This is a genomic window from Aeromicrobium flavum (genome assembly GCF_007992115.1).
Taxonomy (GTDB): domain Bacteria; phylum Actinomycetota; class Actinomycetes; order Propionibacteriales; family Nocardioidaceae; genus Aeromicrobium; species Aeromicrobium flavum.
The window spans coordinates 1-11,681 of record NZ_BJZQ01000012.1; the positions used below are offsets into that span (position 1 = coordinate 1).

General features: G+C 72.7%; 13 protein-coding genes. All 13 read left to right on the plus strand.

Features of this window, described 5'->3' with window-relative positions:
- Nucleotides 1-92: 92 nt before the first annotated feature.
- Entirely contained in the window at nt 93-440 is a 348-nt protein-coding gene (locus tag AFL01nite_RS10990; RefSeq protein WP_146827727.1) for a single-stranded DNA-binding protein, read from the plus strand.
- The gene (locus AFL01nite_RS10995; RefSeq protein ID WP_146827728.1) at nt 437-1,432 is read left to right on the plus strand and encodes an HAD-IIA family hydrolase; all 996 of its coding nucleotides are present in this window, start codon (nt 437-439) and stop codon (nt 1,430-1,432) included. The genes AFL01nite_RS10990 and AFL01nite_RS10995 overlap by 4 nt, the downstream gene beginning before the upstream one ends.
- Nucleotides 1,429-1,608, plus strand: a complete 180-nt coding sequence (locus AFL01nite_RS11000; protein WP_146827729.1) for a hypothetical protein — start codon at nt 1,429-1,431, stop codon at nt 1,606-1,608. Before AFL01nite_RS10995 ends, AFL01nite_RS11000 begins: the two co-directional genes overlap by 4 nt.
- Nucleotides 1,609-1,612: 4 nt before the next feature.
- The gene (locus tag AFL01nite_RS11005; RefSeq protein ID WP_146827730.1) at nt 1,613-2,449 is read left to right on the plus strand and encodes a TlyA family RNA methyltransferase; all 837 of its coding nucleotides are present in this window, start codon (nt 1,613-1,615) and stop codon (nt 2,447-2,449) included.
- The gene (locus AFL01nite_RS11010) at nt 2,446-3,366 is read left to right on the plus strand and encodes an NAD kinase (RefSeq protein ID WP_146827731.1); all 921 of its coding nucleotides are present in this window, start codon (nt 2,446-2,448) and stop codon (nt 3,364-3,366) included. The genes AFL01nite_RS11005 and AFL01nite_RS11010 overlap by 4 nt, the downstream gene beginning before the upstream one ends.
- A complete protein-coding gene (gene recN / locus AFL01nite_RS11015; protein ID WP_146827732.1) occupies nt 3,366-5,033 on the plus strand; it encodes a DNA repair protein RecN in 1,668 nt (555 codons plus the stop codon). Before AFL01nite_RS11010 ends, recN begins: the two co-directional genes overlap by 1 nt.
- Before the next feature lie 88 nt (nt 5,034-5,121).
- Nucleotides 5,122-6,288 carry a putative cytokinetic ring protein SteA gene (steA, locus tag AFL01nite_RS11020; protein WP_146827733.1) on the plus strand — a complete coding sequence of 389 codons (1,167 nt, stop codon included), beginning with the start codon at nt 5,122-5,124 and terminating at the stop codon, nt 6,286-6,288.
- Nucleotides 6,285-7,151 carry a copper transporter gene (locus AFL01nite_RS11025; RefSeq protein ID WP_186813922.1) on the plus strand — a complete coding sequence of 289 codons (867 nt, stop codon included), beginning with the start codon at nt 6,285-6,287 and terminating at the stop codon, nt 7,149-7,151. Before steA ends, AFL01nite_RS11025 begins: the two co-directional genes overlap by 4 nt.
- A gap of 174 nt (nt 7,152-7,325) precedes the next feature.
- Nucleotides 7,326-8,987: a CTP synthase gene (gene pyrG, locus AFL01nite_RS11030; RefSeq protein WP_246119687.1), complete on the plus strand. Its 1,662-nt coding sequence runs from the start codon at nt 7,326-7,328 to the stop codon at nt 8,985-8,987.
- Complete coding sequence (locus AFL01nite_RS11035) at nt 8,984-9,583, plus strand: NUDIX domain-containing protein (protein WP_146827736.1); 600 nt, start codon at nt 8,984-8,986, stop codon at nt 9,581-9,583. Before pyrG ends, AFL01nite_RS11035 begins: the two co-directional genes overlap by 4 nt.
- Entirely contained in the window at nt 9,580-10,512 is a 933-nt protein-coding gene (xerD, locus tag AFL01nite_RS11040) for a site-specific tyrosine recombinase XerD (RefSeq protein ID WP_246119688.1), read from the plus strand. The genes AFL01nite_RS11035 and xerD overlap by 4 nt, the downstream gene beginning before the upstream one ends.
- 17 nt (nt 10,513-10,529) lie before the next feature.
- On the plus strand, nt 10,530-11,381 hold the full coding sequence (locus tag AFL01nite_RS11045) for a ParA family protein (RefSeq protein WP_146827737.1): 852 nt from the start codon (nt 10,530-10,532) through the stop codon (nt 11,379-11,381).
- A complete protein-coding gene (locus AFL01nite_RS11050) occupies nt 11,366-11,680 on the plus strand; it encodes a hypothetical protein (protein WP_146827738.1) in 315 nt (104 codons plus the stop codon). The genes AFL01nite_RS11045 and AFL01nite_RS11050 overlap by 16 nt, the downstream gene beginning before the upstream one ends.
- Nucleotide 11,681: the final 1 nt, after the last annotated feature.

Below are 11,681 nucleotides of genomic sequence, written 5' to 3' on the forward strand. Positions count from 1 at the left end.
GCGTCCACAGCCCTGCCAGGGTCCACGCGCGCCGTCCACAGGCTGCGCGTGGACCCTGTCGTCGTTCCTGCCCCGAGCGGGAGGCTGGCGCCATGAACGACGCCGACAACCACGTCCTGCTCCGCGGACGGGTGGCTGATGCCGCCGAGACCCGGACCCTGCCCAGCGGGGACGAGATCGTCTCCTTCCGCCTGATCGTCGATCGCAGTCCGGCGGCGAAGCGCCGTTCGAGCCAGAGCGTCGACACGTTCGACTGCTCGGCGTGGACCGCACGCCTGCGCGGCAAGGCGCTGCGCCTCGGTCCGGGCGACCGCGTCGAGGTCAGCGGCGAGCTGCGCCGGCTGTTCTCCCGGGCCGGATCGGGCGTCTCCAGCCGGGTCTACGTCGACCTCGGGTCGCTGACCCGCCTGCCCGACCCACCGGTAGCCTCGAACGCATGACCCTGGCCGCGACCGACCGTCCGCTGGTCGCCTCCCACGACGCGATCCTGCTCGATCTCGACGGGGTCGTCTATCGCGGCGGCGAGGCGGTGCCCGGAGCGGTCGAAGCCCTCACCGCTGTCACCGAGGCACGCCTGGCCTACCTGACCAACAACGCGAACCGTCCGCCGCGGGCCGTGGCCGACCACCTGGTCGAGCTCGGCCTCGACGTGTCCGTGGATGACATCGTCACCTCCGCCCAGGCGATCGCCGGGGTGATGGCCCATGACCTGCCCGCCGGCTCGCCGGTGCTGGTCGTGGGCGGTGAGGGTCTGCGGGCGGCCCTGCGTGAGCGCGGGCTCGTCCCGGTCGCCGATCGTCATGCCGAGGGCGTGGCGGCCGTGGTGCAGGGCTACACGCCCGACCTCGGGTGGCGCGACCTCGCGGAGGCTGCGTACGCCGTCCAGTCGGGGCTGCCGTGGTATGCGAGCAACACCGACCTGACCATCCCGACCGCCGAGGGCATCGCCCCCGGCAACGGTGCGCTCGTCCATGCCGTCGGCCTCGCCGTCGGGCGCGAGCCGGTCGTCGCCGGCAAGCCCTACGCGCCGCTGTTCGAGGAGACGATCGAGCGGATCGCCCCCGGGTCGCCGCTCATGGTGGGCGACCGGCTCGACACCGACATCAGCGGGGCGCGCCGCGCGGGGATCGCCTCCTTGTTCGTGCTCACGGGGGTGAACAGCCTGTCCGACGTCGTCAACGCGATCGCCGACGAGCGTCCCGACTTCGTGGGTCACGACCTGGCCGCGCTGCACGACGCGCACCCGGAGGTCGTGGTCGACGGCGAGCGCGCACGGTGCGGGTCGGCCTCGGCCGAGATCCGGGACGGTGCCATCGCCGTGACGTCGCCGGGGGAGCCCACCGAGACGCTGCGCGCGGTGGTCGGACTCGGCTGGGCGTGCCGGGACGCATCGGGAATCAGCGTGACCGTCGATGCGACAATCGACGCATGACCACCGAACCCACCGCGGACGCCGCCGGACGCCCCGACCCCTCGTCGATCGACGAGGCCGTCGCGATGCTCGATCGGCTCGGCGAGCTCGAGGTGGCCCAGCACCCGCAGGTGTTCGAAGCCGTCCACCGGGTCCTGCGCGACCAGCTCGCCGGCCCGGCCGGGACCCGCGGGTGACCCGATGAGCCGCCGGGTGCGGCTCGACGCCGAGCTGGTGCGCCGCGGCCTCGCGCGCTCGCGCGACCAGGCGGCCGGACTCATCGAGCAGGGGCGCGTCCTCGTGGGCGGCAACGCCGCGAGCAAGGCCGCGACCCAGGTGACGACCGACCAGGCGATCGTGGTCCGGGAGGGCGACGACCCCGGGTGGGCCTCCCGCGGGGCGCACAAGCTGCTCGGAGCGCTCGAAGTGTTCGAGCCCCAGGGCCTCACCGTCGCCGGCCGCCGTGCCCTCGACGCCGGTGCCTCGACCGGCGGGTTCACCGACGTGCTGCTGCGCCGCGACGTCGGCGAGGTCGTCGCGGTCGACGTCGGGTACGGCCAGCTGGTCTGGTCGCTGCAGTCCGACTCCCGCGTCCACGTCTTCGACCGCACCAACATCCGCGCGATCGACACCGAGTTGATCGGGGGTCCGGTCGACCTCGTCGTCTCCGACCTGTCCTTCATCTCCCTGACCCTCGTGCTGCCGGCCTTGATGAGCGTCTGCCGGCCGGACGGCGACATGGTGCTGATGGTCAAGCCCCAGTTCGAGGTGGGCCGCGAGAACCTCGGCAAGAACGGCGTCGTGCGCGACCCCGACCTGCACGCCTCGGCCGTCCACGGCGTCACGACCGCCGCCTGGGCCGGCGGGTGGGGGACCCGCGGCCTGGCTCCCAGTCCGTTGCCGGGCCCGGCCGGGAATGTCGAGTACTTTTGTTGGCTGAGGACCGACGCCCCCGCCCCTGACGAGGCGGCGGCCCGTGCCGCGGTCGCGGCCGGCCCCCTGGCTGGCGGGAACCAGAAGGAAGGAAGCGGGTCATGAGGAGGGTGCTGCTCGCGGTCCATGTGCTCCGCCCGGGTGCGCCCAAGATCGCCGCCGACTTCGCAGCGACGCTCCAGGCCGCCGGGATCGAGGTGCGCGCCATCGTCGGTGAGGCGGAGGCCCTCGAGGAGGCCGGCGCCGTCGACCTCGTGTCGGTGCCGGCCGAGCCCGGTGCCGCCGCCGACTGCGAGCTGGCCGTCGTCTTCGGCGGTGACGGCACGATCCTGCGCGCCGCCGAGCTGTGCCGCGGCACCGGCACGCCGTTGCTCGGCGTCAACCTCGGCCACGTGGGCTTCCTGGCCGAGGCCGACGAGGAGGACCTCGACCACGTCGCCCAGCGCGTCATCGCCGGGGGACTCACCGTCGAGGAGCGGCTCACCGTCGACGTGCTCGTCTGGCAGAACGGCGACGTCGTGGCCACGAACTGGGCGCTCAACGAGGCATCGGTCGAGAAGGCCTCCCGTGAGCGCATGCTCGAGGTGGTCGTCGAGATCGACGGCCGCCCCGTGTCGCGGATGGGTTGCGACGGCGTCGTCTGCGCCACCCCCACGGGATCGACCGCCTACAACTTCAGCGCCGGCGGACCGGTCGTCTGGCCCGAGGTCTCGGCGCTGCTCATGGTGCCGATCAGCGCGCACGCGCTGTTCGCCCGCCCGATGGTGGTGTCGCCCGAGTCCACGCTCGCGGTCGAGGTGGTCGGCGAGACGACCTCCGGGATCCTGTGGTGTGACGGCCGGCGTGCCGCCGAGCTCCCGATCGGCGCTCGTGTCGAGGTGCGGCGTGGAGCCGAGCCCGTGCGGCTCGCGCGGGTGCACCCCGCCTCGTTCGCCGACCGACTCGTGCGCAAGTTCGAGCTGCCCGTCGCCGGGTGGCGCGGCTCGTCCCAGGCGGCGCGCCGGGCCGCCGGGGAGCGCTGATGTGGCGCTACCTGCGCCTGGAGTCCCTGGGCGTCATCGAGGAGGCCGAGCTCGAGCTCGGTCCGGGCTTCACCGTCATCACCGGCGAGACCGGAGCCGGCAAGACGATGGTCGTGACCGCGCTCGGCCTGCTGCGCGGTGAGCGGGCCGACCTGGCCCTCATCCGCCGCGGTGCCGACCGGGCGCGCATCGAGGCGTCCGTCGTGGCGACGCCCGAGGTCGCCGCGCTGGTCGAGGAGGCCGGAGGTCACGTCGACGACGACGAGCTCGTGCTCGCGCGCGTCCTGACCAGCCAGGGCCGCAGCCGTGCGCTGGCCGGCGGTTCGACGGTGCCCGCCGCACTGCTCGCCCGGCTGGCCGACTCGCTGGTCGCCGTGCACGGCCAGTCCGACCAGCAACGGCTGGTGCGCCCGCAGGAGCAGCGCGGCGCGCTCGACCGGTTCGCCGGGGCCGAGGTGTCAGGCCTGCTCGAGCAGTACCAGCCCGCCTACGAGCGCCTGCGCGCCCTCCAGGCGCGCCTGACCGACCTGCGCACCCATGCCGGCGAGCGCCTGCAGCGGCTCGACCTGCTGCGGCACGCACTCGACGAGATCGACGCGGTCGACCCGCAGCCGGGGGAGGACGAGGAGCTCGTCCAGCGCGAGAACCGCCTGGCGCACGCCGAGTCGCTCGCCGCGGCCGCCAGCGGCGCGTCCGCCGTGCTGTCCGAGGACGAGAGCTCCGCCGCGGCGGCGATCGCCGCCGCGCAGTCGGTGGTCGACCCGGTCACCGGGAACGACCCCCGTCTCGAGGCGCTCGCGGAGCGGCTCCGGCGCGCGGCGATCGACCTCACCGACATCGCCTCGGAGTTCGCGGCCTATGCGGCCGACATCGAGCTCGACCCCAGCGGACTGGCGACGGTGCAGGACCGCCGTGCCGCCCTCACCGCCCTGCAGCGTCGCTATGGTCCGAGCCTCGACGAGGTCATCGCGTGGGCCGAGCGGTCGCGGGCCGAGGTGCTGGAGCTGGACCTGGACGACACGGCGATCGAACGCCTCGAGCAGGAGGTGCAGGACGTCCGCCAGACGGTGGTCGACCTCGCCAAGCGGCTCACCGAAGCCCGGACGCGGGCCGCCGAGCAGCTGTCCGCCGAGGTGGGTCGCGAGCTGGCCGACCTCGCCCTGCCGTCGGCGCGGCTCGAGATCCGGGTGGTCCGCGGCGAGCCGGGGCCGCACGGGGCCGACGACGTCGAGATCTGGTTCGCCGCCAACAGCGGCGCCGAGCCCCGCCCGCTGGCACGTGCCGCGAGCGGCGGCGAGCTCTCGCGCCTGATGCTCGCGATCGAGGTGGTCCTGGCCGGACGCGATCCGGTGCCGACCCTGGTGTTCGACGAGGTCGATGCCGGGATCGGCGGGCGCACGGCGGTCGAGGTCGGTCGTCGGCTGGCCCGCCTGGCCCAGCACGCGCAGGTCATCGCCGTCACCCACCTGCCGCAGGTGGCCGCGTTCGCCGACTCCCACTTCATCGTCAGCAAGTCCGACGACGGCACCGTCACCAGCAGCAGCGTCATCGGCCTGGACCACGCCGGACGCGTCGACGAGCTGGCCCGGATGCTCGCCGGGGTCGACGACTCGTCGGCCGCCCAGGAGCACGCCCGCGAGCTGCTCGAGCTCGCCCGCACGCCCTGACCGCCAGGGGTGACGGGGGACTCAGATCGCGCCCCCACGGCGTGTCGGGGGCGCATTCTCATGATCCAGCGGTTCCATGGAGGGCATCATGCCCATCTTGAAGCGCAGGAACCCTGCCGTGCCCGACGGGCCCGGCGTCGTCGGCCCGGCGCGGCTGTGTCGCGGATCCGCGGACCTGTCGTCCGTGCGTTCCGGCGACGTCGTCGTCCTCGACTCCACCGATCTGGAGGCCGACACGGCCCAGCAGCTGGTCGAGCGCGGCGTCGCAGCCGTCCTCAACGTCTCGTCCTCCTCGTCGGGGCGGTACCCGAACCTCGGCCCGCAGGTGCTGGCCGGCGCCGGCATCCTGCTCGTCGACCGGGTGGGGGAGGGCGTGTGGCAGTCGCTGCGCAGCGGTGACGTCGTCCGGATCGACGACGGGGTGGTGCACCTGGGCGACACCACGGTGGCCACGGGCATCGAGATGACGGCGTCGCGCGTCCGCGACCAGCTCGACGCCGCGTCCTCGGGACTGTCGAACCAGCTCGACTCCATCGTGACCAACGCGGCCGACACGCTGCGGCGCGATCGGGCCATGCTGCTCGAGGGGGCGGGCATCCCGGCCGTCTCCACGCAGATCAAGGGTCGTCCGGTCGTCATCGTCGCCGAGGGCCCCGACGCGGAGAAGGACCTCAGGTCCGTCCGCGCCTTCATCCACGACCACGACCCCGTGCTGATCGGCGTGGCCGCGGGGGCCGAGCGCCTCATCGCGGCCGGCCTGCGGCCGCACCTCGTCGTCGGTCGCGACGACGACATCACCGGCCGCATGATCGAGCGGGCCGGCGAGGTCGTCATCGTCTCGGCCTCCGGCCGCCTCGACCGCCCCGAGCACTACGAGGCGCACGGCCGTCAGCCGGTGGTCTTCACCGCCGCCGGCACCCCCGAGAACTTGGCCGTCCTGCTCGCCGACCAGAACGAGGCCGCCGTCATCGTGCAGGTCGGCGCCCCGTCCCGTCTGGTCGACGTCGTCGACGGTGACACCGCCGACGCCGCGGGCACCTTCATCGCCCGGCTCCGCGCCGGCTCGCGCGTCGTCGACGCGCAGGCCGTGGCGTGGTTCGCCCGCCAGCGCCTGAGCTGGTTCACGCCCTTGCTGCTGCTGCTGGCCGGCGTCGTCGCCGTCGTCGCCGCCGTGGCCACCACCCCTCTCGGTCATGAGTGGCTCGCGCCCGTGGCCGACCGTGTCTCCTCCTGGATCGAAGGACTCGTCTCGTGATCAACCTCCGCTACCACGTCATCTCGCTGGCCGCCGTGCTGTTGGCCCTCGCCGCGGGCATCGCGGTCGGGGCCGGGCTGCTCGACGAGAGCGACGCCGCGACCACCGCCTCCGACACGAACCAGGCTGAGGTCAGCCCGGCCGTGGCCGGCTTCGACGCGGGCTACGCCGCGTTGACCTCGCCGGCTCTGCTGCGCGACAAGCTCAAGGACCGCACCGTCCTGCTGCTGACCACCCCGGGCGCGCGCGACAACGAGGTCGACTCGCTGATCGAGAACCTCACCACCGCCGGTGCGCGGGTCACGGGGCAGGTCGGCCTCACGACCAAGCTCCTGTCGCCCTCGAACCGCCAGTTCGTCGAGGGTGTCGCCACGCAGTCCGACCCGGAGGCGGCGGACGCCTCCAGCGACTACGGCAAGGTCGGCGCGGCGATCGCACGCGGCTACCTCACCCAGGGCGACGGGGCGCTCGACGAGACGGCGCGCACCATCCGCTCGGCCTTCGTCGAGGGCGGTCTCCTCGAGCCCGAGCAGGACCCCGAGACGTCGGCGCAGCTGGCGCTCGTCGTCTCGGGGCCGTCCGGCGCGTCGGCCGGGGGAGAGGGCACCGTCGTCTCCAGCATCGTCGAGAGCCTCGACGCCGGCAGCCAGGGGGTGGCCGTCGTCGGTCCGGTGTCATCGGGCGAGAGCGGCGTCGTGAACGCCGTGCGGGGCAGCGACGCCGCGGCCAACGTCTCCACCGTGGACGTCACCGACACCGGCACGGGGCGCGTCGCCGCTGTCCTGGGCCTCGTCCGGGAGTCCGACGGCCAGTCGGGCGCCTGGGGCACGTCGCGTGCCGCCGACGGGCCGGTCCCGAACTGACCTCGGAAGCCGGGTCGGTCCGCGTGTGTGGTCCCCGGCGTCGGCGCTCGATGGTAGGCTGGAGTTCCGTGGAACCCAGAGTCGAACCGATCCTCACGGATGGTTCCTCAGACCACGGGTGCGGCCGCAGGCACCGCCCGGTTCCTCACTCGAATCGGAACCACGGGAGTCACGTTGGCCATTAATGCCGTCACCAAGCACGTCTTCGTCACGGGCGGAGTCGTCTCGTCGCTCGGCAAGGGCCTGACCGCCTCGAGCCTGGGTCGACTGCTCAAGTCGCGCGGGCTGCGCGTCACGATGCAGAAGCTCGACCCCTACCTCAACGTCGATCCCGGGACGATGAACCCGTTCCAGCACGGCGAGGTCTTCGTGACCGACGACGGCGCCGAGACCGACCTCGACATCGGCCACTACGAGCGCTTCCTCGACGAGGACCTCGTCGGCCGCGCCAACGTCACGACCGGCCAGGTCTACTCCGACGTCATCGCCCGCGAGCGTCGCGGCGACTACCTCGGCGACACGGTCCAGGTGATCCCGCACATCACGAACGAGATCAAGGACCGGATGCTGTCGATGGGCGGTCCCGACGTCGACGTCGTGATCCACGAGATCGGCGGCACGGTCGGCGACATCGAGAGCCAGCCGTTCCTCGAGTCGGCCCGCCAGGTGCGTCAGGAGGTCGGCCGGAACAACGTCTTCTTCCTGCACGTCTCGCTCATCCCGTTCATCGGCCCGGCCGGCGAGCTGAAGACCAAGCCGACCCAGCACTCGGTCGCCGCCCTGCGCTCCATCGGCATCCAGCCCGACGCGATCGTGTGCCGCTCCGACCGTCCCGTGCCCGCCGGCGTCAAGCGCAAGATCTCGCTGATGTGCGACGTCGACGAGGACGCCGTGGTCACCGCGGTCGACGCGCCGTCGATCTACGACATCCCCAAGGTGCTCCACTCCGAGGGCCTCGACGCGTACGTCGTGCGCCGGCTGGACCTGCCGTTCCGCGACGTCGACTGGACCGAGTGGGACGCGCTCCTGCGCCGCGTGCACGACCCCGCTGAGGACGTCACGATCGCGCTGGTCGGCAAGTACATCGACCTGCCCGACGCCTACCTGTCGGTGGCCGAGGCGCTGCGCGCCGGCGGCTTCGCCAACGACGTCAAGATCCACCTGCGCTGGGTGCCCTCCGACGAGTGCGCCACCGAGGCCGGCGCCGCCGAGCAGCTCGGCGACGTCGACGGCATCTGCGTGCCCGGCGGCTTCGGCATCCGCGGCATCGAGGGCAAGCTCGGCGCCCTCACGTACGCGCGCACCCAGCAGATCCCGACGCTCGGCCTGTGCCTGGGCCTGCAGTGCATGGTGATCGAGTACGCCCGCACCCAGCTGGGCATCGACGACGCCAGCTCCACCGAGTTCGACCCCGCCACCGAGCACCCGGTCATCGCCACGATGGCCGAGCAGCAGGAGTTCGTGGAGGGCGCCGGCGATCTCGGTGGCACGATGCGCCTGGGCCTGTACCCCGCCAGCCTCAAGGCCGGCAGCATCGTCAGCGAGCTCTACGGATCGGACAAGATCGAGGAGCGGCACCGTCACCGCTACGAGGTCAACAACGCCTACCGCGAGCAGCTCGAGCAGGCCGGCATGGTCTTCTCCGGCACGTCGCCGGACTCGACCCTCGTCGAGTTCGTCGAGCTGCCCCGCGAGGAGCACCCGTTCTACGTGGCCACGCAGGCCCACCCCGAGCTGCGCTCGCGTCCGACGCGGTCGCACCCGCTGTTCTCGGGCCTGGTCGCGGCGTCGCTGAAGCGCAAGCTGGAGATGCGGCTGCCCGTCGAGGGAGCATGACGAGCCACCCGCGCCTGCCGGGGCTGGTCGCGGACCCGTCCATCGCCGCCGCAGCGGGCACCTGGCCGCAGAGCGGGTCCGAGACCGGCTTCCAGAACGCGTACCTGACGCTGACGATCGACACGATCGTCGGTCCCGACGGCGACACGCACCCGCGCGTCGTGGTCCGGCCGCGACGCGCCGTCGGCGTGGTCGCGGTCGACGACGAGCGGCGGATCCTGCTGGTCGAGCAGTACCGGCACCCGATGGGCCGCCGCATGCTCGAGATCCCGGCGGGGCTGATGGACGTCGACGGCGAGGAGGCGCTGCAGACCGCGGCGCGCGAGCTGGCCGAGGAGACCGACGTCGTCGCCGAGACCTGGCGCGAGCTGATGACGATCGCCCCGACGGTGGGCTACTCCACCGAGACGATCACGCTCTTCCAGGCGACCGGCCTGACGCCGGTGCCCGACGCCGACCGCACCGAGCGCGAGGCCGAGGAGGCCGACATGGCGCAGTGGTGGGTCGACCTGGACGACGCGGTGGCCGCGTGCCTCGACGGGCGGATCTTCGACGCCAAGACCATCGTGGCGATCCTGGCGGTGGCACGGGCGTGACGCAGGGCGCGGCGGTCGAGCGGGTCGTGGCCGAGTACCTGTCCCACCTCGCGGTGGAGCGGGGACTGGCCGAGAACACGCTCGCCTCGTACCGCCGCGACCTCCGTCGCTACACCGCGTACCTGACCGACCGGGGTGTCACCGATCCCGCGGTCATCAGCGAGGAGGACGTCCTCGGGTTCGCCGCGGCGCTGCGGGCCGGCGACGAGGACCATCCGGCGCTCGGCACGGCCAGCGTCGCCCGCACGGTGGTCGCCATCCGCGGCTTCCACAAGTTCTGCCTGCGCGAGCAGATCGTCCAGAACGACGTCACCGCGGCGGTGCGTCCGCCACGCCCGGCCTCGCGGCTGCCGAAGGCCCTGCCGCTGGAGGACGTCGAGGCGCTGCTGAACGCGGCGGGGGAGGCCGGCACCGCGCTGGCGCTGCGCGACCGGGCCCTGCTCGAGGTGCTCTACGGGACGGGCGCCCGGATCTCGGAGGCCGTCGGGCTCGACGTGGACGACGTCGACCTCGAGCAGTCGTCGGTGCTGCTGACCGGCAAGGGCTCGAAGCAGCGCATCGTGCCGCTGGGGTCGTTCGCGCGCGACGCCACCGAGGCCTACCTCTCCAAGGCCCGGCCGCACCTCACCACGACCAGCGGCAGCGGCCCGGCGATGTTCCTGAACGCCCGCGGCGGACGGCTCTCGCGCCAGAGCGCCTGGACGGTCCTGACCAGGGCCGCGCGCCGCGCCGGCCTCACGGCCGACGTGTCGCCGCACACGCTTCGCCACTCGTTCGCGACCCACCTGCTCGACGGCGGCGCCGACGTCCGCGTGGTGCAGGAACTGCTCGGCCACGCCTCCGTCACGACCACCCAGATCTACACGCTCGTGACGATCGACAAGCTGCGGGAGACGTACGCGGCGTCCCATCCCCGAGCGCTGAGGTGAGCGGTACAGTGACCGACATGCCACGTTCGGATCTCGGACCCACCGGTCGCCCCATGCCCGAGCTCCCGGACCCCGGACCACGGACCACGCAGGGCCCCGCCGTCGTCATCTCGATGTGCAACCAGAAGGGCGGCGTGGGCAAGACCACCACCACGATCAACCTTGGCGCCGCGCTGGCCGAGACCGGTCGCCGGGTGCTCCTGGTCGACTTCGACCCGCAGGGCTCGATGACGGTCGGACTGGGCTACAACGCCCACGAGATCGAGCAGAGCATCTACCACGTCCTGATGGACCGTGAGCTCTCCATGAAGGAGATCATCATGGAGACCTCCGTCAAGAACCTCGACCTCGTGCCGGCCAACATCGATCTGTCGGCCGCCGAGATGCGCCTCGTCACCGAGGTCGGCCGCGAGCAGGTCCTCGCCCGCGCCCTGCGCGACGTGCGCCGCGACTACGACGTCATCCTCATCGACTGCCAGCCGTCGCTGGGCCTGCTGACGGTCAACGCCCTCACCGCGTCCGACGGCGTCCTCATCCCGCTGGAGTGCGAGTACTTCGCCCTGCGCGGCGTGGCGCTGCTCAACGAGACCATCGAGAAGGTCCGCGACCGCACCAACTTCGACCTGCGGGTCATCGGCCTGCTGGGCACGATGTTCGACAGCCGCACGCTGCACGGTCGCGAGGTCCTCCAGACCCTCGTCGACGGCTGGGGCGACGCGGTGTTCCACACCGTCATCCGCCGCACGGTCAAGTTCTCCGACTCCACCGTCGCGGGCGAGCCGATCACCGAGTACGCGCCGACGTCGCCGGGTGCCGAGGCCTACCGACAGCTGGCCAGGGAAGTGCTGCAGCGGTGTCCCGACGCGTGAACCTGCCCGGGGCGGACGAGCTGTTCCGGCCGACCGTTCCCAGTGGCTCCCGTAACGATGACGCCCCCGCCGTGCCGGCCTCCGGCAGCGGCCGGGTCAAGCACGACGAGAAGATGACCGTCTACCTGACCAGCGACGAGCTCCTCGCGATCGAGCAGGCGCGCCTCGAGCTGCGCTCCGTGCTGGGCCGCAAGGTCGACCGTGGCCGCCTGGTGCGCGCGGCGATCGCCGGTGCGCTGGCCGACCTCGACACCCGTGGGGGCGACAGCGAGCTCGCCCGTCGGCTCGGCGAGGAATGAG

What these genes read in the sequence shown, in the direction of transcription:
- AFL01nite_RS11000 (WP_146827729.1), top strand. Translation starts at nt 1,429, where the DNA reads ATGACCACCGAACCCACCGCGGACGCCGCCGGACGCCCCGACCCCTCG.
- AFL01nite_RS11035 (WP_146827736.1), top strand. Translation starts at nt 8,984, where the DNA reads ATGACGAGCCACCCGCGCCTGCCGGGGCTGGTCGCGGACCCGTCCATC.
- AFL01nite_RS11010 (WP_146827731.1), top strand. Translation starts at nt 2,446, where the DNA reads ATGAGGAGGGTGCTGCTCGCGGTCCATGTGCTCCGCCCGGGTGCGCCC.
- AFL01nite_RS10995 (WP_146827728.1), top strand. Translation starts at nt 437, where the DNA reads ATGACCCTGGCCGCGACCGACCGTCCGCTGGTCGCCTCCCACGACGCG.
- AFL01nite_RS10990 (WP_146827727.1), top strand. Translation starts at nt 93, where the DNA reads ATGAACGACGCCGACAACCACGTCCTGCTCCGCGGACGGGTGGCTGAT.
- steA (WP_146827733.1), top strand. Translation starts at nt 5,122, where the DNA reads ATGCCCATCTTGAAGCGCAGGAACCCTGCCGTGCCCGACGGGCCCGGC.
- AFL01nite_RS11005 (WP_146827730.1), top strand. Translation starts at nt 1,613, where the DNA reads ATGAGCCGCCGGGTGCGGCTCGACGCCGAGCTGGTGCGCCGCGGCCTC.
- recN (WP_146827732.1), top strand. Translation starts at nt 3,366, where the DNA reads ATGTGGCGCTACCTGCGCCTGGAGTCCCTGGGCGTCATCGAGGAGGCC.
- AFL01nite_RS11045 (WP_146827737.1), top strand. Translation starts at nt 10,530, where the DNA reads ATGCCACGTTCGGATCTCGGACCCACCGGTCGCCCCATGCCCGAGCTC.